This window comes from Micromonospora sp. NPDC049201 (genome assembly GCF_055586805.1).
The window spans coordinates 393,323-414,853 of record NZ_JBVJHM010000006.1 but is presented as its reverse complement, the minus strand read 5'-3'; the positions used below and the strand labels follow the sequence as shown (position 1 = coordinate 414,853).

18 protein-coding genes are annotated in these 21,531 nt (G+C 71.9%); 12 read left to right on the top strand and 6 right to left on the bottom strand.

Annotated features, from left to right (window positions below; all coding sequences use genetic code 11):
• Positions 1-11 precede the first annotated feature (11 nt).
• Together ACZ6O5_RS16015 and ACZ6O5_RS16010 are read left to right on the top strand one after the other, a co-directional pair.
• Positions 12-1,130 (top strand): RICIN domain-containing protein, encoded by a 1,119-nt coding sequence (locus ACZ6O5_RS16015; protein WP_465977802.1) that lies wholly within the window; start codon positions 12-14, stop codon positions 1,128-1,130.
• Between the two features lie 80 nt (positions 1,131-1,210).
• A complete protein-coding gene (locus tag ACZ6O5_RS16010) occupies positions 1,211-2,548 on the top strand; it encodes a ricin-type beta-trefoil lectin domain protein (RefSeq protein WP_465977800.1) in 1,338 nt (445 codons plus the stop codon).
• A 60-nt stretch (positions 2,549-2,608) separates the two neighbouring features.
• On the opposite strand, the gene ACZ6O5_RS16005 is transcribed toward ACZ6O5_RS16010, so the two are convergent.
• Positions 2,609-4,381, bottom strand: coding sequence for a ricin-type beta-trefoil lectin domain protein (locus tag ACZ6O5_RS16005; RefSeq protein ID WP_465977798.1), 1,773 nt, complete (start codon positions 4,379-4,381; stop codon positions 2,609-2,611).
• A gap of 216 nt (positions 4,382-4,597) precedes the next feature.
• Here ACZ6O5_RS16005 and ACZ6O5_RS16000 point away from each other — a divergent pair, with 216 nt between their 5' ends.
• From ACZ6O5_RS16000 to ACZ6O5_RS15985, 4 genes are all read left to right on the top strand, one after another.
• Entirely contained in the window at positions 4,598-5,836 is a 1,239-nt protein-coding gene (locus ACZ6O5_RS16000) for a sugar ABC transporter substrate-binding protein (protein ID WP_465977796.1), read from the top strand.
• A 4-nt stretch (positions 5,837-5,840) separates the two neighbouring features.
• Complete coding sequence (locus ACZ6O5_RS15995) at positions 5,841-6,728, top strand: carbohydrate ABC transporter permease (RefSeq protein ID WP_465977794.1); 888 nt, start codon at positions 5,841-5,843, stop codon at positions 6,726-6,728.
• A gap of 62 nt (positions 6,729-6,790) precedes the next feature.
• Positions 6,791-7,552 carry a carbohydrate ABC transporter permease gene (locus ACZ6O5_RS15990; RefSeq protein ID WP_281936237.1) on the top strand — a complete coding sequence of 254 codons (762 nt, stop codon included), beginning with the start codon at positions 6,791-6,793 and terminating at the stop codon, positions 7,550-7,552.
• A 37-nt stretch (positions 7,553-7,589) separates the two neighbouring features.
• A complete protein-coding gene (locus tag ACZ6O5_RS15985) occupies positions 7,590-9,293 on the top strand; it encodes an amylo-alpha-1,6-glucosidase (RefSeq protein WP_465977792.1) in 1,704 nt (567 codons plus the stop codon).
• Between the two features lie 19 nt (positions 9,294-9,312).
• Here ACZ6O5_RS15985 and ACZ6O5_RS15980 read toward each other — a convergent pair whose 3' ends face one another.
• Complete coding sequence (locus ACZ6O5_RS15980) at positions 9,313-10,338, bottom strand: LacI family DNA-binding transcriptional regulator (protein WP_431937450.1); 1,026 nt, start codon at positions 10,336-10,338, stop codon at positions 9,313-9,315.
• A 164-nt stretch (positions 10,339-10,502) separates the two neighbouring features.
• On the opposite strand from ACZ6O5_RS15980, the gene ACZ6O5_RS15975 reads away from it, so the two are divergent.
• Positions 10,503-12,899: an RICIN domain-containing protein gene (locus tag ACZ6O5_RS15975; RefSeq protein ID WP_465977790.1), complete on the top strand. Its 2,397-nt coding sequence runs from the start codon at positions 10,503-10,505 to the stop codon at positions 12,897-12,899.
• A 25-nt stretch (positions 12,900-12,924) separates the two neighbouring features.
• Positions 12,925-14,055 (top strand): mandelate racemase/muconate lactonizing enzyme family protein, encoded by a 1,131-nt coding sequence (locus ACZ6O5_RS15970; protein ID WP_465977788.1) that lies wholly within the window; start codon positions 12,925-12,927, stop codon positions 14,053-14,055.
• Position 14,056: 1 nt separating this feature from the next.
• Here ACZ6O5_RS15970 and ACZ6O5_RS15965 read toward each other — a convergent pair whose 3' ends face one another.
• The 4 genes from ACZ6O5_RS15965 to ACZ6O5_RS15950 all read right to left on the bottom strand — a co-directional run bounded on the left by ACZ6O5_RS15965 (position 14,057) and on the right by ACZ6O5_RS15950 (position 16,837).
• A complete protein-coding gene (locus ACZ6O5_RS15965; RefSeq protein ID WP_465977786.1) occupies positions 14,057-14,809 on the bottom strand; it encodes a FadR/GntR family transcriptional regulator in 753 nt (250 codons plus the stop codon).
• Between the two features lie 50 nt (positions 14,810-14,859).
• Complete coding sequence (locus ACZ6O5_RS15960) at positions 14,860-15,726, bottom strand: aldo/keto reductase family oxidoreductase (protein WP_465977784.1); 867 nt, start codon at positions 15,724-15,726, stop codon at positions 14,860-14,862.
• Positions 15,727-15,839: 113 nt separating this feature from the next.
• Entirely contained in the window at positions 15,840-16,307 is a 468-nt protein-coding gene (locus ACZ6O5_RS15955; RefSeq protein ID WP_465977782.1) for a hypothetical protein, read from the bottom strand.
• A gap of 32 nt (positions 16,308-16,339) precedes the next feature.
• Complete coding sequence (locus ACZ6O5_RS15950) at positions 16,340-16,837, bottom strand: YcxB family protein (RefSeq protein WP_465977780.1); 498 nt, start codon at positions 16,835-16,837, stop codon at positions 16,340-16,342.
• Between the two features lie 450 nt (positions 16,838-17,287).
• On the opposite strand from ACZ6O5_RS15950, the gene ACZ6O5_RS15945 reads away from it, so the two are divergent.
• From ACZ6O5_RS15945 to rox, 4 genes are all read left to right on the top strand, one after another.
• Positions 17,288-18,595 (top strand): CE1 family esterase, encoded by a 1,308-nt coding sequence (locus tag ACZ6O5_RS15945; protein ID WP_465977894.1) that lies wholly within the window; start codon positions 17,288-17,290, stop codon positions 18,593-18,595.
• Between the two features lie 107 nt (positions 18,596-18,702).
• Positions 18,703-19,122 (top strand): PPOX class F420-dependent oxidoreductase, encoded by a 420-nt coding sequence (locus tag ACZ6O5_RS15940; RefSeq protein WP_431934486.1) that lies wholly within the window; start codon positions 18,703-18,705, stop codon positions 19,120-19,122.
• Positions 19,123-19,144: 22 nt separating this feature from the next.
• Entirely contained in the window at positions 19,145-19,879 is a 735-nt protein-coding gene (locus tag ACZ6O5_RS15935) for a hypothetical protein (protein WP_465977778.1), read from the top strand.
• Positions 19,880-20,029: 150 nt separating this feature from the next.
• Positions 20,030-21,508 (top strand): rifampin monooxygenase, encoded by a 1,479-nt coding sequence (rox, locus tag ACZ6O5_RS15930; protein ID WP_465977777.1) that lies wholly within the window; start codon positions 20,030-20,032, stop codon positions 21,506-21,508.
• The last annotated feature ends 23 nt before the right edge of the window (positions 21,509-21,531 follow it).

Sequence of the window (21,531 nt, the reverse complement as noted above, 5' to 3'; positions counted from 1 at the left end):
AGGAGTGGACATTGCGTACCGGAAAATGGCTCGCCGCGGTCGCGGCGCTGGCCCTGTCGGTCACCGGCGTGCTGGCCCCGGCCGGCCCGGCGGCGGCCGAGTCCAACGGCGGGGTGCGGGTGATGCCGCTCGGTGACTCGATCACCGAGGGCACCCAGGTCCCGGGCGGCTCCCGGATCGGGCTGTGGCAGCGGCTCGCCGCCGGTGGCTACCGGGTCGACTTCGTCGGCTCCCAGTTCAACGGGCCGGGCAACCTCGGCGACCACGACCACGAGGGCCACCCGGGTTGGCGGATCGACCAGATCGACGCCAACATCACCGGCTGGCTCAACACCTACCAGCCGCGCACCGTGCTGCTGCACATCGGCACCAACGACATCCTGCAGAACTACAACGTCTCCACCGCGCCGAACCGGCTCTCCACGCTTGTCGACCGGATCACCACGACGGCGCCCAACGCCGACGTGTTCGTGGCGCAGATCATTCCGTTGGCCAACGCCGGCCAGGAGTCGGCGGTGCGGACGTTCAACGCCGCCCTGCCCGGCATCGTGCAGTCCAAGGTGAACGCCGGCAAGCGCGTCCACCTGGTCGACCAGCACGCGGCGCTGACCACCGCCGACCTGATCGACGGCATCCACCCGACGGCCACCGGCTACGACAAGATGGCCGCCGTCTGGTACGCCGCGTTGCAGTCGGTGTCCGGCAGCATCGGCACCCCGGGTAACAGCGGCGGCACCTACCAGAACGTGCAACTGGTCGGCACCGGCTCGGGGCGGTGCCTGGACGTGCCGAACGGCAGCACCACCAACGGCACCCAGGTGCAGTTGTACGACTGCTGGGGCGGCACCATGCAGCGCTGGACGTACACCGCCAGCAAGCAGTTGCAGGTGCTCGGCAACAAGTGCCTGGACGCGAACGGGCGCGGGACCGCGAACGGCACCGCGGTCATCATCTGGGACTGCAACGGGCAGGCCAACCAGCAGTGGAACGTGAACGCCAACGGCACGATCAGCGGCGTGCAGTCCGGTCGCTGCCTGGACGCGGCCGGCTACGGCACCGCCAACGGCACGCGGATCAACCTGTGGGACTGCCACAACGGCTCCAACCAGCTCTGGACCACCCGCAGCTGAGGTGCAAGGCGGGGCCCCTTCTTAACGCCTCCGGTAGAGGAAGGGGCCCCGCTTAACTCTTACGAAGGAAGGAGCACGCCATGCCGAGACATCGACTCGTCATGGGTGTCGTCGCGGGGGTGGCGGGCCTGGTCCTCGCCATGAGCGGCGTCGCGCTCGCCGCCGGGCAGAGCACCACCGGCATCGGCCCGCTGGCGGCGACCGCCGGCTGCGGCAAGGCGCCGGCGCTGACCAGCGGCTCGCACACGATCTCCAGCGGCGGCCAGAACCGCTCGTACATCCTGCGGATCCCCGACAACTACGACAACAACCGCCCGTACAAGCTGATCTTCGGCTTCCACTGGAACGGCGGCACCGCGGGTGACGTCGACTCCGGCGGGACCAGCGGCTATCCCTGGTCCTACTACGGGGTCCGGGCGCTGGCCAACAACAGCGCCATCTTCGTGGCGCCGCAGGGCAACGGCAACGGCTGGGCCAACCCGAACGGTCAGGACCTGACCTTCGTCGACGACATGGTCCGCACGTTCGAAGCCGGCCTCTGCGTCGACACCACGCAGCGGTACGCGATGGGCTTCAGCTACGGCGGCGGCATGAGCTACGCCCTCGCGTGCGCCCGGGCGAACGTGTTCCGCGCGGTCGCGGTCTACTCGGGCGCGAACCTCAGCGGGTGCAACGGCGGCACCCAGCCCATCGCGTACCTGGGAATTCACGGGCTGCGGGACGGCACGCTGCCGATCTCGGCGGGGCGTTCGCTGCGTGACCAGTTCGTCCGGAACAACGGCTGCACCCCGCAGAATCCGCCCGAGCCGGCGCAGGGCAGCCTGACGCACGTCGTCACCTACTACTCGGGCTGCCGGGCCGGCTACCCGGTCGCCTGGGCCGCGTTCGACGGGCCGCACGCCCCCAATGCCGTGGACGGCACCGCCGACCCGTTCGCACCCGGCGAGCGGTCCTGGACCCAGGCGGTGGTCTGGCGGTTCTTCACCCAGTTCGACGGCACCACGCCGACGAACCCGCCGACCACGCCGCCACCGGCGTCCGCCCGGCAGCTCGCCGGCGGGCAGTCCGGCCGCTGCGTCACCGCGCCCACCCAGACCTCCGGTACGCAGGTGCAGTTGCAGGACTGCGCCGGGCAGTCCGGGCAGCTCTGGACCGCCACCTCCGGCCGGCAGTTGCAGTTGGCCGGCAACCTGTGCCTGGACGCGAACGGGGCCGGCACCACCAACGGCACCGCGGTGATCGTGTGGACCTGCAACGGCCAGGCCAACCAGCAGTGGAACGTCAATGCGAACGGCACCGTCACCGGCGCGCAGTCGGGGCTCTGCCTGGACGCCAACGCCGCCGGCACCGCCAATGGCACGCGGCTCATCCTCTGGGCCTGCAACGGCGGCGCCAACCAGCAGTGGAGCTGGCGCTGACGTGTTAAGCGGGGCCCCTTCCTATACCGCAAGCGTTAAGAAGGGGCCCCGCCTTGCATGTCAGCTTCGGAGGGTCCAGCGTTGGTTGGCGCCGTTGAGGCACTGCCAGAGCTGGACCTTGGTGCCGTTGGTGGTGCCGAACGCGCTGGCGTCCAGGCACAGCCCGGACTGCACACCGGTGATCGAGCCGTCGGCGTTGAGGTTCCACTGCTGGTTGGCCTGGCCGTTGCAGTCCCAGATGACCACCGCGGTGCCGTTGGCGGTGCCCTGGCCGGAGGCGTCCAGGCACTTGGTGCCGTACACCGTGAGCTGCTTGCCCGTGGTGTAGCTGAAGCGCTGGTTGGCGCCGCCGTTGCAGTCCCAGAGCTGGGCCTGGGCGCCGTTGGTGGTGGTGGAGCCGGGCACGTCCACGCACCGGCCGGACTGGCCGCCGACGATCTGGACGTTCTGGTTGGTGGGTCCGCCGCCGCCGGGCGGCAGCAGGGTGACGGTGGACGTGTCGTTGATGTTCGCGTGCGACACGGTGACCGTCGTGCCGTTGTTGGCCAGGGTCACCACGCTGTCCCGGACCGTGACCGGGCCGGCCACGGCTCCGCCGTTGTTGTACGGGATGTTCTGCACCACCACCCGGACCTGGTTGTTCACCACGATCCCGCTGGTCGCGTCGAGCCGCTGGAGGTTGAGGGTGACGTTGCCGGTGGTCGAGTTGCCGCCGACCAGGATCTTCGCCGAGCCGGCGTCGCGGGTGGCGAACGCGTCGTAGGAGGCGCTCGGCGTGACCGCGACGATCTGGCCGGTCATCGAACCGTAGAACTGGTAGGCCCACCATTCGCCCCGGGGCTGGTACTGCCCGCTGGAGTTTCGGGTGAGCAGGCTGGCCAAATCGTTGTGCAGGTTCTGGCCGCCGGCCCAGTTCGCCCGCAGCCCGTCCGCGCCGGCGCGTTCCAGCCGGGCCAGGTACCACGCCCCGCCGGCCGGGTTCTGCTGGTTGGACGCGCCGTACTCGTTGATCTGGTGGGGTCGCGGGTGCGGAATGCCCCGGGAGTCGAGCGTCTGGTTGGCGGTGGCCACGTTCGCCACCGGGTCACCGGGCAGCGAGTGCCAACTGAAGATGTCGGGCACCACGTTGTTGGCCTTGACGTAGTCGAGGTACTGCGTCCACCACCCGCTGGTGGACGGCACGCAGGCGCAGCTCGGCCCGACGATCAGCATGCCCGGGAACGTGGCGCGGATGCGTTGGTAGGTGCGTCGCCACAGCTCGAAGTACTGCGACTGGGGCCGGTTCCAGAACAGGCTGATGTTCGGCTCGTTCCAGATGTCCCACTGCACCGTGATGCCGGCCGCGCGTACGTCGGCGAAGAGCCGGTCCAGGAAGCGGTCGTAGTCGCTCCAGTCGCCGTTGTCGCCGGGGAAGCGGCTGATCGCGGCGCCGTCGGCGCCCCACAGGTCGTGGTCGAGCAGCACGAACGTGCCGCCCAGCGCCGCGGTGCGTCGGGCCTGCGCCACGGTGGCGTTCCACCGGCGGTCGTAGCCACCGCCGACCCAGCCCTGGCCCGGCAGTTGGGCGCCCCCGGCGCGCATGGCCCGGAACCGCACGTCCCGGAAGTAGTTGTCCGGCGGGTTCTGACCGTTCTCGGTCATCCCGTAGATCCAGCCCGAGCCACGGTAGGTCGGCGTACCGAGCGCGGTGGAGAAGGTGACGGTGAGCGACTCGTCGGCGGCCCGGGCGGGGGCCGCGACGACCGCGAGCGAGCAGACGACGGCGACGGCGCCGGCCGCGATCCGGGCGGCGAGGCCACGGATCCGGGGTGCCCGGGGGCGGGGGAGGTCCACTGGTGACTCCTTCGGCAGGGCGGGGATGCTGCGGAGGACGTCCTGGCGAATCGATTCGCCGCGCAGCTTAGGCGTTGACATCGATAAATGTCAACGCGATGACCCGGCCGTGACATCGGTGTTTCCTGAGCAGGCATCGAACATCTTGACCGTCTTGCCGGAGCGGCCTATGTTCGGTCGAACCGATTCGCCCACCGCTTGCCGAGGGGGCACACCATGACGACATCCGCGTGGCGGCGGGGCGTGGCCGGCGCCGCTCTGACCGCTCTCGTCCTCGCCGGCGGCGCCTGCGCCGCGACGGACGGCCCGGATCGCGGCACCGGCGGGGCCGCGTACACGATCTGGGACCCGTATCCGCAGTTCGCCGCCGGATCCGACTGGGAGAAGCTGCTCCAGAGCTGCGGCAGCGCCGCGGGCGTGACGGTGCGCCGCACCGGTTACGACACCACCGACCTGACCAACAAGGCGCTGCTCGCGGCCCAGCAGAGCAACTCACCCGACGTGCTGATCATCGACAACCCGGTGATCTCGACGCTGGCCCAGGCCGGCGCGTTGACCTCGGCGGACGAGACCGGGCTGGACACCTCCGCGTCCGCGCCCAACCTGCTCGGCGCCGGCCGGCTCGACGGCAGGGCGTACGGCGTCCCGATCGGGGCCAACACGCTCGCCCTCTGGTACAACAAGGATCTGCTGGGTCGGGCCGGCGTGGACGTCGCGTCGGTGACGGACTGGCCCTCGCTGACCGCCGCGCTGGCGAAGGTCACGGCCGCCGGCAAGAAGGGCATCACCTTCTCGGCGATCGGCACCGAGGAGGGCAGCTTCCAGTTCCTGCCCTGGTTCTGGGGTTCCGGCGCCCGCCTCACCGCGCTTGACTCGCCGCCGGCGGTGTCCGCGCTGACGCTGTGGAAGGACTGGCTGACCCGGGGGTACGCGCCGAACTCCGTCATCAACAACACCCAGACGACCAGTTGGCAGGAGTTCGCCGGTGGTGACTTCGCGTTCGCCGAGAACGGCACCTGGCAGCGCGCCAACGCCGAGAAGCTCGACTTCGCGTACGGGATCATCCCGGTGCCGGCCAGTGCCGGCGGTACCGCACCGGCCCCGACCGGCGGCGAGTTCGTCTCCGTCCCGGTGCAGCGCGACACCGGCCGGTACGACGTCTCGCGCCGCCTGGTGTCCTGCCTGACCAGCCCGGACAACCTGCTGACCACCGACACCACGCTGTCGTACGTCGCGCCGGTGGCGGCCGTGCAACAGAAGCAGGTCGCGGCCGATCCCGCGCTGAAGGTGTGGGTCGACGCGGTGAACGCCGCCAAGGGCCGCACCGGCGACGACCTCGGCACGCGGTACCCGAAGATCTCCGAGCAGCTCTGGACCGCCGTGCAGGGCGCGCTCAGCGGTGCGAAGACGCCACGGGCGGCGCTGTCCGCCGCCCAGGGCGCGGTCGCCAAGTAGCTCCATGAGCCGAAACCGCACCGACCGGTGGACGGCGTGGGCGTTCCTGGCCCCGGTCACGATCTATCTGCTGGCCTTCTACGCCTACCCGCTCTACCGCAACGTCGAGTTGAGCCTGCGGCGTTACACGGTCCGGTCGTTCGTCTCCGGCGGCGCCCCGTTCGCCGGGCTGGACAACTACCGGGATGTGCTGACCCACCCGACGTTCGGGCCGGCGCTCGCCCACACGGCGGTGTTCACGGCGGTGTCGCTGCTGTTCCAGTTCGCCATCGGGCTGGCGCTCGCGGTCTTCTTCCACCGGCACTTCCCGTTGTCGGCGACGCTGCGGGCGTTGTTCCTCGTGCCCTGGCTGCTGCCGCTGATCGTCTCGGCCTCCACCTGGTCGTGGATGCTCAACAGCGACGCCGGCGTGGTCAACGCCGCGCTCGGCGCGCTCGGCGTCGACCCGGTCAACTGGCTGACGTCGCCGCGGTGGTCGCTGGTCTCGGTCATCATCGCGAACATCTGGATCGGCGTCCCGTTCAACCTGGTGGTCCTCTACGCCGGCCTCCAGGCGATCCCGGTCGACGTGTACGAGGCCGCGGCGCTGGACGGGGCGAGCGGGCCGCAACGGTTCTGGCGGATCACGTTCCCGCTGCTGCGTCCGGTGTCGGCGATCACCCTGCTGCTCGGGCTGATCTACACGCTGAAGGTCTTCGACATCATCTGGATCATGACGCGGGGTGGTCCGACCGACTCGTCCACGACGTTCGCCACCTGGTCCTACCGGCTCGGCTTCGGCAGCCTGCTGCCCGAGTTCGGGCCGGGCGCGGCGGTCGGCAACCTGCTGATCGTGGTCGCCCTCGGGTTCGGGTTGGCCTACGTCCGGGCCCAGCGGAGGCAGCGGTGGTGAGCAGCGGGCGGGGCCGGGGCGGCTGGTGGCGTACCGGCCTGGGGGTGGTGTTCACCGCGCTGATGCTGTTCCCCGTCTACTGGATGGTCAACGTGTCCCTCACCCGGGACACCGACCTGCGCGCCGACCCGCCGCACCTGTTCCCGACGCACGGCACCGTCGAGGGCTACCAGGTGGTGCTGCGGGACCAGTTGCCGTACCTCGGCACCAGCCTGCTGATCGGGCTCGGCACGGTGGCGCTGACCGTGGCCCTCGCCGCGCCCGCCGGTTACGCCCTGGCCACGTTGCGCCCGGTCGGCGGCGGCGTGCTCCGGTTCGTGCTGCTGATCGCGCAGATGATTCCCGGGATCATCATGGCGATGGGGTGCTACGCCATCTATCTCCGGCTCGGCATGCTCAACTCGGCGGCCGGTCTGGTGCTGGCCGACTCCACCATCGCCGTGCCGTTCGGCGTGCTGATCTTCACGGCGTTCATGTCCGGCATCCCGGGCGAGGTGCTCCAGGCCGCCGTGGTGGACGGCGCGGGCCGGTGGCGGACGTTCCGGTCGGTGGTGCTGCCACTGAGCCGCAGCTCGATCATCACGGTGTCCCTGTTCGCCTTCCTCTGGGCCTGGTCGGACTTCCTGTTCGCGTCCACGCTGGACGCCGGCGGCGCCGCGCGGCCGGTGACCCTCGGCATCTACCGCTACATCGGCAACAACAACCAGCAGTGGAACGCCATCATGGCGACCGCCGTGATCGCCTCCGTCCCCGCCACCGTCCTGCTGATCGTGGCCCAGCGGTACGTCGCCGCGGGCGTGACAGCCGGCGCGGTCAAGGACTGAGTGAGCCGTCCGCACCACAGAAAGGCAGTCACCGCAGATGACCGTCGCCCCCTCCGGCCCGACGTTCTCCGTCCGGGAGATCCCGTTCAGCCACTACGGGTCCTGGCTCAGCGTCTCCCCCGTGGTCGCCGAGCACACCTGGGCCGACGACCTGCACCTGGTCTCGCACCGCAACGGCATGCACCCGGTGCTCCGGTTCACCCCGCCGGCCGACGCCGAGGTGACGGCCCGGCCGGCGCTGCTGAGTTGGCACGACCGGCACGGCCGGGTCGAGGTGACCTACGCGGGCCCGGACACGCTCCGGCTCCGGGGCCGCGGGGCCGGGCTGCGGATCAGCGCCGCCGCCGCCACGCTGACCCCGTTCAGCGGGACGTACCTCTACGACGACCCGGTGGACGCCGCGTTCGTGTTCACCTCGTACGAGACCGGCCGCCGGTACCGGGTCACCGTGCTCACCGGCGCCGCCGAGGCGGTCGGCACGCAGGCGCTCGGCACCGCGGCCCGCGGCCTGGTCCTGCCGGCCGACCGGCCGTGGGAGGTGGCGATCGAGGAGTACGCGACGGCCCGCCGACCGTACGCGGCCGACGCGGACTTCGACGACCTGGTCGCCGCCGCCGACGCGGACTTCACCGCGTTCGTCGAGGCGGTCGCCCCGTGGCGCGGCCCGGCGACCCCGGCCGCCGAGCTGGCCGGGTACGTGTTGTGGTCGGCCACGGTGGCGCCGGCCGGCTTCCTCACCCGGCCCGCCACGCTGATGTCGAAGCACTGGATGAACAAGGTGTGGAGCTGGGACCACTGCTTCAACGCGCTCGCGCTGGCGGCCGGCCGGACCGACCTCGCCCGGCACCAGTTCCACCTGCCGTTCGACCATCAGGATCCGGCCGGCGCGCTGCCCGACTCGGTGACGCACTCGGAGGTCCTGCACAATTTCGTCAAGCCGCCCGTACACGGCTGGGCGTGGCGGCAGTTGCGGCGACGGTCCGGTCGCGCGGTGCCGCGCGCGGAGCTGGTCGAGGTCTACGAGCGGCTGACCCGGTGGACCACGTTCTGGCTGGACCACCGGCGGGCGCCCGGCCGGCGGCTGCCGCACTACCAGCACGGCAACGACAGCGGCTGGGACAACGCCACGACCTTCGACGACGACCGGGTGGTCGAGGCGCCCGATCTCGCCGCCCTGCTGGTGACGCAGGTGGAGTGCCTCGCGGAGCTGGCCGCCGAACTGGACCGCCCGGCGGAGGCGGCGCGGTGGGCCGACGTCGCCGGCGAGGTCCGCGACGCGCTGCTGGACGAGCTGTGGACCGGGGAGCGGTTCACCGCGCGCAGCGCGCGGACCGGGCGGACCAGGTCCAGCACCAGCCTGCTCGACCTCATGCCGATCGTGCTCGGCGAGGCGCTCCCGGCCGGTGTCGCCGCCACGCTGGCCCGCCGGATCGAGGCCCACCTCACCGAGCACGGGCTGGCCACCGAGCCACTCGACTCACCGCACCACGTGGCCGACGGGTACTGGCGCGGCCCGATCTGGGCCCCGGCCACCGTCCTGATCGAGGACGGCCTGCGCCGGGCCGGGCACGTCGCGCTCGCCGACGAGGTCAGCCGGCGGTTCCGGCTGCTGTGCGAACGGTCCGGCTTCGCCGAGAACTTCGACGCCAAGACCGGCGCGGGCCTGCGGGACCGGGCGTACACCTGGACCGCGAGCGGCTACCTGCTGCTCGCCGGTGACGACCGGCGGCGGCGGGGATGAGCGGAAGGCCCGGGTGCGGTCAGGACGCGGCGCGGCGCGCCGGCGCCGGGCCGGTGCTGGCGCGCAGCGAGACCGGCGGGCGGTAGAGCCGGTGCCGTGGCGCGGTCCCGGGCGCGGCGATCCGCTCCAGCAGGAGCGACACCGCCTCCGCGCCCATGTCGACGATCGGCACGTCCGCGGCGGTCAGCGGCGGACGGAGGTTCTCCGCCCAGTGCCGCGCGGCGACCCCGGTGAGCGAGAAGTCGCGCGGCACCACGAGCCCGGCGGACTCCAGCGCCCGCTGCATGCCGGGCAGCGCCGCCTCGTTGACGGTGGCCACCGCGGTGACCTCGGGACGGGTCGCCAGCAGTTCCTCGATGCACGCCTCACCGGCGGCGACGTCGTCGCCGCAGCAGACGTCGACGCCGGTCAGACCGCGTTCCGCGACCGCCGCGGCGAAGCCGCTCAGCGCCCGGCAGCCGGGACCGTAGCCGGCGGCGACGAGTTCCGCCGAGCGGTTGACCAGGGCGACGTGCCGGTGCCCCAGGTCCGCCAGGTGGTGCACGCAACTGGCGATGAGACCGTCGTAGTCCACGTCCACCCAGCTCGTGCCCGCCGGCCGGGCGGTGCGGCCGATGGTCACGAACGGCAGGCCGGTCTGCTCCAGCCGGGTCACCCGCTCGTCGGTGAGCCGGATCTCCATCAGCACGACGCCGTCGACGCGGCGGCCGGTCACGATCCGTTCGAACGACCGGTCGTGGTCACCGCCGGACGGCGACAGCAGCACGTCGAGGTCGGCCCGCGCGGCGGCCTCGACCACGCTGGCGACGAAGCCGAGCTGCATGTCGGTGAGGCGCCGGCTGGCGGGCGGGATGACCAGGCCGAGGGTGCGGGTCCGGCCCTCCTTGAGAGCGCGCGCGCTGGCGTTGGGGCGGTAGTCCAGCTCGTCGATGACCGCCTGGATGCGTTGGCGGGTGGCCGCCGAGACCGGCCGCTTGCCGCTCAGCACGTACGACACGGTGCTGCGGGACACCCCGGCCCGCCGGGCGATCTCACCGATGTTCATCCCGCTCCCGGCAACGGTCGTCGAATCGGTTCACCTGGTGGGACGACCCTAGGTCGGGGCGGTGACGGGTGTCAACGCGCGTTTCCGCCCGCCAATCGACTTGTTTCGATATTGACACCTGCTTAACATGAGACGTCATACCTATAGACGCCGCTGGAGGTTCCGTGAACGCATCCGCCCTGCGACGGTCGGCCGTGACCGGCCTCGCGCTGGCCACGGCGATCGCCGGCGTCGCCGTCGCGGCCTTCGCCACGTCCGCCTCGGCCGCCGCCACCACCGTGTACGCGTCCCCCGGCGGCACCGGCAGCGGCTGCACCGCCGCCCAGCCCTGCTCGTTGTCCACCGCCCAGGCCACCGTCCGCTCGCTGGTCGGCGGCATGTCGGACGACATCGTGGTGCAGCTCTCCGACGGCGTCTACCGGGTGACGTCGCCGCTGACGTTCGGCGCGGCCGACTCCGGCACCAACGGCCACACCGTGCGCTGGCAGGCCGCCTCCGGGGCGCACCCGGTGATCAGCGGTGCGAAGCAGGTGACCGGCTGGTCCGTCGCCGACTCCGGCCGCAACATCTGGCGGGCGAGCGTCGGCGCCGGGCAGAACACCCGGCAGCTCTACGTCGACGGGCAACTGGCCACCCGGGCCCGGACGGCGGTGAGCCGGTCGGACTTCAGCGCCTCGGCCACCGGCCTGCGGATCACCAACGGCAACCTGAACTACCTGAACAACCTGGCCAACGCCAACCGGGTCGAGGTGGAGGGCATCAACTCGTTCACCGACCGGTACTCGCCGGTGCAGAGCATCAGCGGCGGTCTGCTCACCATGGCGCAGCCGGCCTGGAACAACAACAACTTCGGCTACGACACCCTGATGAACCCGTTCCGGGCCGGCCCGTTCTACCTGGTGAACGCGTACGAGTTCCTCGACTCCCCCGGCGAGTGGTACGTCGACACCGGCACCGGCACGCTCTACTACATCCCGCGCTCCGGGCAGAACATGTCCACCGTGGACGTCGAGTTCCCGGTGACGCAGTCGCTGGTCACCGTGGGTGGCAGCTACGCCAGCCCGGCGCACCACATCGCGTTCTCCGGCCTCACCTTCACCGGCACGAGCTGGCTGGGCCCCAGCAGCAACCAGGGCTGGGTCGACCAGCAGACCGGCTCCTACATCGCCGGAAACTGGTCCTGGCCCGCGTGGGGCTCCTGCACCTCCGGCTGCCAGCAGTTCGAGGCCGCCCGACCGAGCTGGTCCCAGATGCCCGCCGCGGTGCAGATCTCGGCCGCCAACACCATCACGTTCAGCGACTCCCAGTTCGTCAACCTGGGCCAGACCGCCGTGGGCATCGGCAACGACGCCAACGCGCACGCCACCGGCGTCGGGCTGGGCGCCAGCAACATCACCGTCACCCGCTCCGAGATCGCCCGCAACGCCGCCGGCGGCTTCGTCATCGGCGGCGTGCGCGCCGACGCGCACCACCCGAGCGACTCCCGGATGACCAACCGGGACATCACCGTCAGCAACAACCGGATCCACGACCTCGGCCTGGACTACCGCGGCATCAGCTCGGTGCTGCCCACGTACGTCACCAACGCCACGATCAGCCACAACGAGATCTACAACCTGCCGTACTCCGGCCTGACGATCGGGTACGGCTGGGGCGCCAACGACGCCGGCGGCAACAACGAGTACGCCCGTCGTGGTCTGTACAACTACCAGCCGCGCTACAGCACCCCGACCACCGCGTCGAACAACCGCGTGGTCGGCAACTACGTCCACGACGTGATGCAGCAGATGAACGACGGCGGGTGCATCTACACACTGGGCTGGGACCCGAACGCGTTGATCAGCGAGAACTACTGCCTGCGGACCAACGGCTACTTCGGCGTCTACTTCGACGAGGGCTCCAAGTACTACACCGTCACCAACAACGTCTTCTCGAACACCGGAACCTGGGCCACCGCCAACTACTGGGGCGGCGAGAACATGGGCAACTGGACGCTCACCAACAACTGGTCGACGAACAACAGCACCAACGTCACCAACGGCGACCGGGGCAACGTGGTCTACGGCAACACGACGGTCAGCAACGGCAACTGGCCGGCCGGCGCGCAGACCGTGATGAACGCCGCCGGCCCGCAGGGCTCCGGCGGCCCGACCACCCCGCCGCCGAGCGGCACCGCCCAGCAGATCGTCGGCGGCCAGTCCGGCCGCTGCGTGGACGTGCCCAACTCGACCACCACCAACGGCACCCAGGTCCAGCTCTGGGACTGCGGCGGCGCCACCGGGCAACGCTTCACCGTCACCGCCGGCCGGCAGCTCCAGGTGTACGGCAGCAAGTGCCTGGACGCCAACGGCCAGGGCACCAGCAACGGCACCGCCGTGATCATCTGGGACTGCAACGGCCAGCCCAACCAGCAGTGGACCGTCAACGCCAACGGCACCATCACCGGCCAGCAGTCCGGGCTCTGCCTGGACGCCAACGCCGCCGGCACCACCAACGGCACCAAGCTGATCCTGTGGGCCTGCAACGGCGGGGCCAACCAGCAGTGGAGCCTGCGGGGCTGACCGGGGCGGCGGCGAGGAGACGAACGTGAAGGTCACCGGCTACCGCAGCCTCACCACCGCGCACGACTGGGGACGGCTGATCGGCGACGCCAACGGGGTGATGCCGCGGACGCGTACCGACGTGCCCGTGCTGATCCTGGAGACCGACGTCGGCCTGGAAGGCGTCGGTCTCGGCCCGCACGGGGACGTCGAGCGGGTCTTCGGCGCGGTCGACGGCGCGGATCCCCGCGCCGCCCCGGCGCTCTACGACCGGATGCTGAACCAGGTCTTCAAGACCGGCCACGCGGGCGCGACGTTCGGCACCGTCGGCGCGCTCGACATGGCGTTGTGGGACCTCAAGGCGAAGGCGGCCGACGAGCCGCTCTGGCGCACCGTCGGCGCCGCCGACCGGTTCGTCCCCGGCTACGCCTCCGGGCTCGACATCGCCCTCGACGACGACGCGCTCGCGCGGCTGTACGAGCGCTTCGCCGAACGCGGCTTCACCGCCGCCAAGCTCAAGGGCGGCCACGACGTCGAGCGGGACCGACGCCGGTTGGAGACGGTCCGGGAGATCCTCGGCCGCAACACCAGCCGCCCGGCGCTGATGGTCGACGCCAACGAGTCGTGGAACCGCGCCCAGGCCGTCCGGTTCGTCACCGCGCTGGAGCGCACCGTCGACCTGACCTGGGTCGAGGAGCCGGTCCGCCGGTGGGACGCGGCCGGCCTCGCGGCGGTGCGGCACGGCGTCCGGGCGGCGGTCGCCACCGGCGAGAACCTCACCGGCCTGGAACAGTTCCGGCCCCTGCTGGACGCGGACGCCGTCGACGTCGTCCAGGTGGGCAGCGTCTGGGGCATCACCCACTTCCTGCGGACCGCCGCGGTCGCGCACGGGCGGGACCTGCCGGTGAGCCCGGTGGCCTACCACGCCAACCCGCTGGCCGCCGCCGCCGCGGCGGTGCCCAACCACCTGTCGTGCGAGGTCCAGGACCTCACCTGGCCGATCGGGCTGACCGTGGACCAGGAGATCGCGGACGGCGGCATCGTCCTCGGCGACCGGCCGGGGCTGGGCATCGAGGTCGACGAGCAGCGCCTCGCGCCCGCCGACGCGCCCCGCTCGGCGACCGGCCCGCACGTCCGGCCCGACCGCGCCGGCCTGCGGCTGGTCCCCGACTCCTGAGCTAGCGCGCCGGGCCGCCGCCCGGCCCCGCCAACCGGCGCCGCTGCCACGAGGTGACGATGTGGTCCCGCATGGCGCGTTCGGCGGCGGCCACGTCCTGCCGGGCGATGGCGTCGGCCACCCGCGCGTGCTCGTCGAGCGTCGACTCGAACGCGCTCTCGTACGCCATGCCGTGGAAGCGGCTGCTCTCCATCGCCCGCCGGTAGAGGCGCTTGCAGATGTTCTCCGCCAGGCGGTTCCCGGACAGCTCCATGACGGTGAAGTGGAAGACCACGTCCGCCTGCCGGAACGAGTCGCTCTCGTGCCGGATCTCGCGCATCACGGCGAGCGCGTGCTCGACCCGGGTCAGCTCCTCCGGCGTACGCCGGCTCGCCAGCGTGCCCGCCATGGCCGCCTCCAGGCTGCCCCGGACGATCGTCAGCTCGTCCAGGACGCCAAGCGACTCGTCGTTGTCGATGAGCGCGGAGAGCACCACCGGATCCAGCATGTTCCACGAGCCGACCCGGGCCACCTGGGTGCCCCGGCCCTGCGAGACCACCACCAGGCCCTTCTCCTCGAGCCGCTTCACCGACTCCCGGATGACCGTCCGGCTCACCCCGAAGTGCTCGCTGAGCGGCCCCTCCGGCGGGAGGAGTTGCCCCGCGTCGAGCTGCCCGGTGACGATCAGCTCGACCAGCTCACTCACCACCGCCACCCCCAACCGTTCGGCCGGGCGGCGGGGTGGAAAGGCGAACCCGTCCAGACGAGCCGTCATGGGCCCACCCTAGTGCAGCCCCACGGCCGCCCCGGGGCGTCGTGACCGGGTCACGCGCCGACCGCGTCCAGCTCGGCGAGGGCGTCGGCGGGCAGTTCCAGGGCCGCGCCGGCGACGTTCTCGCGCAGGTGCGCGACCGAGGACGTGCCGGGGATGAGCAGGATGTTCGGTGCGCGGTGCAGCAGCCAGGCGAGCGCGACGGCCATCGGCGTGACCGCCAGCCGGGCCGCGACCCGGTCCAGGACGTCGGACTGCATCGGCGAGAAGCCGCCCAGCGGGAAGTACGGCACGTACGCGACGCCCTCCCGGGCGGTGCGGTCGACCAGCTCGTCGTCACCCCGGTTGGCGAGGTTGTAGAAGTTCTGCACGCACACCACCGGGGCGATCGACTGCGCCTCGGTGAGCTGTTCCGAGGTGACCGTGCTCAGCCCCAGGTGCCGGATCAACCCCTGCTCCCGCAGGCCGGCGAGCGCGCCGAACGGCTCGGCGATCGAACCCGGCACGGGTGCGTCCATGCCGCCGACCCGCAGGTTCACCACGTCGAGCGCGTCCAGACCCAGGCGTCGCAGGTTGTCGTGCACCTGCTCGGTCAGCTCGGCCGGGGTGCGGGCGGGCGGCCAGCCGCCCTGCGCGTCCCGGCGGTTGCCGACCTTGGTGACGATGTGCAGGTCGTCCGGGTACGGCGCGAGCGCCTCGCGGATGATCTCGTTGGTGACGTGCGGACCGTAGAAGTCCGCCGTGTCGATGTGCCGGATGCCCAGCTCCACCGCCGTGCGCAGCACGGCGACCGCGGCGGCCCGGTCCCGGGGCGGCCCGAACACGCCCGGACCGGCCAACTGCATGGCGCCGTAGCCGACCCGGGTGAGGGTCAGGTCGCCCACCGGGTAGGTGCCGCCGGGAAGTGCGTGGTCCGTCATGGTTCCCTTCCGCGCGCCGGAGTCTCCGGCCCACGACCCGTACGATGCCCGCCGCCGGCCGGCGCAACCAGGGTCCGCCGGTCCCGGGATCGGCGGCCCCTGGCCGGGTGCCGTCACGCGGTGAGCAGGCGCTCGATCCGCGCGTGCTCGGCGGCCATCTCGGGGCTGGCCAGGAAGTCGTCGAGATCGGCCGGGACCCGGTGGTCGACCTGCTCGACGGCGCGGACGGCGAGCTCGTGGATCTCGTCGCGGCGGCCGGTCTCCAGATAGGTCGTCCAGTGTTCGAGCGCCGAGACGGCGACGAGCAGCTCCGGATCCATGTCCCCGTCGCTGACGACGCCGTCGTCGATGCGGGTGAGCAGCGCGCGCAGTTCGGCCGCGCCGGCCGTCGCGGCGTTCGCCCGCGCGACGGCGAACGCCGCCGCCGCGTCGTCGTCGAGGTCACCCGCGGCGGCGATCCCGGTCAGTTCGTCGCCCCGGACGACCCGGGCCACCGTCTCGGCGCCGAAGGCGCGCACGGCCTCGTCGCGGGCACCGGCGACCAACCGGCGGACGGCCGCCTCGAATTCCTGGTATCTCACGGCCCGCAGTCCAGGGACGGCCGGTGACCGGTTCACCGGGACCGGAGCAGGCCGCGTCCGGTCAGGAACGCGCGCAGCGTCTCGGCGTCCCCGGCGGACATCAACCGGCGCGGGATCACGGTGGCCGGCATCCGGCCGACGTACACGATCCAGAACTCCGGGGTGTCCGTCACCCGGCTCACCCCGTCCCACGCGATGCCGGCGGACTCCGAGCCGCTGCGCATCATGATGTTGTCGTCGGTGATCTCGTAGCCACCCTCGACGGCGTAGTCACCCGAGCGGCGGCGGGCCCGCCACTGGACCCACGGCGCGTACAGCATCGACAGCACGCCGGCCACGAGCAGCGAGGTCCACAGCGGCGCGGCCCGAACGCCCCACCCGAACGCCCACGCGGCGGCCAGACCGACCGCTCCGACCGCGGCCAGCGCCGCGCCGAGGCGGCCGAACAGGCGCAGCCGGACGCCGCTGAGCGCGGCGGCCACCCGGCCCGGGTAGGTGGGATCGGCGGGTACGTCGAAACGGATGTGCACGCCTCGCACCCTAGTGGCCGGGTCCGATGATGTGATCGCTCACAGTGGAGGACCACACCTCCGGGGCAGGCGTTTCGGGGGATCGGGCGAGAGTTTCGGCCCGAGGCGGCGTTATTACCGGAACACTTCCGGTTGAAGATGTTATCGATAACCTGCTATCTTTCGGCACGGGAGCGCAGGGCACGCTTCCACGATCCGGTCGACCGGCACGGCGCTGCACCGGCCTTCTTCCGCCGCCCGACCGGCCGGTGACCGGTCCGGGCCGTTCCGCCGACGCCAGCCGACCGGAGGTCGCTGCCGGATCCCGTTCCCGGCCCGGCCGCACCGCTCTCCCCCGCCACCTCGCAGGCGACCCGGCACGGCTTCCGCTTCCGGCGGCACGTCGGCGGTCGCCGGGCGCCCACGCGCACACACCACCGCCACCAGACATCGACGGCACGGAGGCAAGCAATCGTGAAACGTACCCCGCTTCTCTCATCCCTGGCCGCCGCGGCCCTGCTGTTCGCGGCGGCCGCGGGCGGCGTGCTGAGCGGCGGCCTCGGCCCCGCGGCGCAGGCCGCGACGAACGGCACGCTCGCGGCGACCGCCGGCTGCGGCAAGGCCCCCACGCTCAGCAACGGGACGCGCACCATCTCCAGCGGCGGACAGAACCGCAGCTACATCCTGCGGATCCCGGACGGGTACGACCGGAACCACCCCTACCGGCTCGTCTTCGGCTTCCACTGGCTGAACGGCTCCGCGAACAACGTCGCCTCGGCCGGCTACTACGGGCTCCTGCCGCTGTCGAACAACAGCACGATCTTCGTCGCGCCGCAGGGCATCGACAACGGCTGGGCCAACACCAACGGCCGGGACCTCACCCTCTTCGACGACATCTCCCGGCAGGTCGAGAACGACCTCTGCGTGGACACCACCCAGCGGTTCGCGCTCGGCTGGAGCTACGGCGGCGCCATGAGTTACGCGGTGGCCTGCGCCCGGCCCACCGTCATCCGCGCGGTGGCGGTGTTGTCCGGCGCCAACCTGAGCGGCTGCAACGGCGGCACCCAGCCGGTCCCCTACTTCGGCATCCACGGCACCCACGACAGCGTGCTGAACATCTCCATGGGCCGGTCGCTGCGGGACACGTTCGTCCGCAACAACGGCTGCACCGGGCAGACCCCCCGTGAGCCGGCCCTGAACAGCTTCACCCACATCACCACCGTCTACTCCGGCTGCCGGGCGGGTTACCCGGTGCAGTGGGCCGCCTTCGACGGCGACCACACGCCGAGCCCGGTGGACGGGTCGGGCAGCCCGAACGACTCGCGGACCTGGACCTCCGGGGAGATCTGGCGGTTCTTCAGCCAGTTCACGTCGACCACGCCGCCCACCACCACGCCGCCGACCAGCACGCCGCCCACGAGCACGCCGCCCACCTCGACCCCGCCCACGACCACGCCGCCGACGACTCCCCCGCCGACCGGCTGCGCGGCCAGCTACCGCACGATCAACACCTGGCCGGGCGGCTTCCAGGGTGAGGTCACGGTGGCCAACAACACCACCGCCACGATCAACGGCTGGACGACCCGCCTGACCCTGGCCAACGGCCAGGCCATCAGCAGCCTCTGGGGCGGCGTCAACACCGGCACCACCGGCACCGTCCAGGTCCGGAACGCCCCCTACAACGGCACGTTGGCCCCGAACGCGTCGACCACCTTCGGGTTCACCGCCACCGGTGACGGCGGCACCGCGCCCGGCAACGTCGGCTGCACCGCTTCCTGACGGCACGGGACCGGGTCCGGAGCCGTCCGGCTCCGGACCCGTTTCCCTGCACGGGACACGGCCGGTACGTACAGTGCGGGGACAGCGCTGCCGCGAAGAGGAGAGCCATGTCGAAGCCACCGCTGCCCGAGCCCGCCGTCGCCATGCTCCGCAAGCCGAACCCCGCCGTGATCGCCACGCTGCGCCCCGACGGCCAGCCGGTCTCCGCGGCCACCTGGTACCTGTGGGACGACGGCCGGATCCTGGTGAACATGGACGAGGGGCGGCGCCGGCTGGGCCACCTGCGCAACGATCCCCGGGTCACCCTCACCGTGCTGGACGAGCAGGGCTGGTACACCCACCTCAGCATCGTCGGCCACGTGGTGGAGCTGCGCGACGACACGGACCTGGCGGACATCGACCGGCTCGCCCGGCACTACACCGGGCAGCCGTACCCGCGGCGGGAGCGCGGTCGGGTCAGCGCGTCGATCGAGATCGACCGTTGGCACGGGTGGGGCGCGCTCAAGGACAACAGTCAGGTCGGCTGAGCCGGCCGGGCGAGGAGTGCGCATGCCCGCTCGACCGGGCCGGTGGCGGCGCTGGCGCCGGGTGGTGGCCGCCGTGGTCGTCCTGACGGTGACCGCGACGGCAGCGCTGGCGCTGGCGTACCCGTCGGTGGCCGCCACCACCTGCCCCCGCTGCTACGGGTTGGTGCCGGTGCGCGACGGTCTCTACGCCGAACCCGACCTGCCGGACGCCGACCGGCGCCGGCTGGTCGAGGTGTACCGCGACGCGAGCCGGCGGGTCGACGACTTCTACCAGGGGCGCAAGAGCGACCCGACGGTGCTCGCCTGCCTCACGTCCGACTGTTACGGGCGGATCGGTGGCGGCGGCGAGCGCGGGATCGCGATCCGCAACCGGGCGCTGATGCTCTCGCCCCGCGGCATCTCCCCGGAGATCGCCGCGCACGAACTCTCGCACGTGGAGTTCCACGCGCGCCTCGGTTCCCGCCGCGACGAGGTTCCCCAGTGGTTCGACGAGGGGCTCGCCGTGCTGGTCTCCGACGACCGGCGGTACCTCGCGCCGCCGAGCGCGCCGGACCGCTGCCGGGACACCGCGCCGGGGCCGCTACCGGAGACGCTGACCGACTGGTTGCGGGCCGCCGGCGCGGACGAGCAGGTGTACGCCAGGGCCGCCTGCCGGGTCCACCGGTGGGTGGTGGCCCACGGCGGGCGGACGGCCGTGCTCGACCTCGTCGATCAGCTCCGCCGCGGCGAGTCCTTCGCCGCGCTCGTCGACGACTGAACCGTCCACCGGGAAGAAACAACAAAGGCAAGGAGCGGAACTCCTTGCCACTATTAACGTATACCGCACCCCCGGGCTTGCGGCAAGGCCCCGATCGTGACGCACAATCGTCGGCCGGACGCAGAAATCGGCCCACCATGGGGGAATGACATGTTCGATGTGATCGTCGTCGGCGGCGGCCCGACCGGCATGATGCTGGCGAGTGAACTGCGCCTGTACGGCGTCGACGTGCTCGTGCTGGAGAAGGAGGCCGAGCCGCCGCCGTACGTGCGGTCGCTCGGGCTGCACGTCCGCAGCATCGAGATCCTGGACCAACGGGGACTGCTGGAGCGTTTCCTCGACCACGGCAAGACGTATCCGATCCGCGCCGGTGAGATCCGGGGATTCTTCGCGGGAATCGAGAAACCGGCGCCCGCCGGATTGGACACCGCGCACGGATATGTGCTCGGCATTCCACAGACGCTCACCGACCGGCTGCTCGCCGAGCACGCGGTCGAGGTCGGCGCCGAGATCCGGCGCGGTGACGCCGTGGTCGCGCTCGACCAGGACGACGACGGCGTGACCGTCGGCCTCGACAGCGCGACCGCGACGCCGTTGCGGGCGCGATTCGTCGTCGGCTGCGACGGTGGGCGCAGCACGGTCCGGAAGCTGCTCGGGGTCGGCTTCCCCGGTGAGCCGTCGACGGTCGACACGTTGCTGGGCGAGATGGAGGTGACCGCGTCCCCGGAGCACATCGTCGAGGTGATGACCGAGGTACGCCGGACGGAGAAGCGGTTCGGGCTGGGCCCGTCCGGCCGGCCGGGCGTGTTCCGGGTGGTGGTGCCGGCGGCGGGCGTGGCCGAGGACCGGGCGACGCCGCCGACGATCGAGGAGTTCCGCACTCAGCTCCACCGGTACGCCGGCACCGACTTCGGCGTGCACTCCCCCCGTTGGCTGTCGCGCTTCGGTGACGCCACCCGCCAGGCCGACCGCTACCGCGTCGGGCGGGTGTTCCTGGCCGGGGACGCCGCGCACGTCCACCCGCCGATGGGTGGGCAGGGGCTCAACCTCGGCCTCCAGGACGCGTTCAACCTGGGCTGGAAGCTGGCCGCGGCGGTCACCGGCCGGGCGCCCGACGACCTGCTGGACACCTACCACGCCGAGCGGCATCCGGTGGCCGCCGACGTGCTGGACAACACCCGCGCGCAGATGCACCTGACGAGCACCGAACCCGGGCCGCAGGCGGTCCGGCGGTTGCTGGCGCAGTTGATGGACGTGGACGCCGTCAACCGGCTCCTGATCGAGAAGATCACCGCGATCAGCGTCCGGTACGACCTCGGCCCGGGCCACGAACTGCTCGGGCGGCGGCTGCGCGACGTCCGGCTCCGGTCCGGACGCCTGTTCGAGGTGATGCGCACCGGCCAGGGGTTGCTGCTCGACCGGGCCGGGCGGCTGTCCGTGGCCGGCTGGGCCGACCGGGTCGGCCACGTCACCGACCCGGACGCCGACCTGGACGTGCCGGCGCTCCTGCTCCGGCCGGACGGGCACGTGGCGTGGGTCGGCGACGACCAGCGGACGCTCGACGCGGCGCTGGCCCGGTGGTTCGGCGGCAGTCGCGTCGGCGTCGGCCGGGACGCGCCCGTCCGCTAGCCGTCCGGCCCGGCAGGGCCGTC

Bases quoted from the DNA above. Each gene is read 5' to 3' on its own strand.
- ACZ6O5_RS16010 (WP_465977800.1), top strand. From the start codon at position 1,211: ATGCCGAGACATCGACTCGTCATGGGTGTCGTCGCGGGGGTGGCGGGC.
- ACZ6O5_RS16000 (WP_465977796.1), top strand. From the start codon at position 4,598: ATGACGACATCCGCGTGGCGGCGGGGCGTGGCCGGCGCCGCTCTGACC.
- ACZ6O5_RS15995 (WP_465977794.1), top strand. From the start codon at position 5,841: ATGAGCCGAAACCGCACCGACCGGTGGACGGCGTGGGCGTTCCTGGCC.
- ACZ6O5_RS15990 (WP_281936237.1), top strand. From the start codon at position 6,791: ATGCTGTTCCCCGTCTACTGGATGGTCAACGTGTCCCTCACCCGGGAC.
- ACZ6O5_RS15985 (WP_465977792.1), top strand. From the start codon at position 7,590: ATGACCGTCGCCCCCTCCGGCCCGACGTTCTCCGTCCGGGAGATCCCG.
- ACZ6O5_RS15980 (WP_431937450.1), bottom strand. From the start codon at position 10,338: ATGAACATCGGTGAGATCGCCCGGCGGGCCGGGGTGTCCCGCAGCACC.
- ACZ6O5_RS15965 (WP_465977786.1), bottom strand. From the start codon at position 14,809: ATGACGGCTCGTCTGGACGGGTTCGCCTTTCCACCCCGCCGCCCGGCC.
- ACZ6O5_RS15960 (WP_465977784.1), bottom strand. From the start codon at position 15,726: ATGACGGACCACGCACTTCCCGGCGGCACCTACCCGGTGGGCGACCTG.
- ACZ6O5_RS15940 (WP_431934486.1), top strand. From the start codon at position 18,703: ATGTCGAAGCCACCGCTGCCCGAGCCCGCCGTCGCCATGCTCCGCAAG.
- ACZ6O5_RS15935 (WP_465977778.1), top strand. From the start codon at position 19,145: ATGCCCGCTCGACCGGGCCGGTGGCGGCGCTGGCGCCGGGTGGTGGCC.
- rox (WP_465977777.1), top strand. From the start codon at position 20,030: ATGTTCGATGTGATCGTCGTCGGCGGCGGCCCGACCGGCATGATGCTG.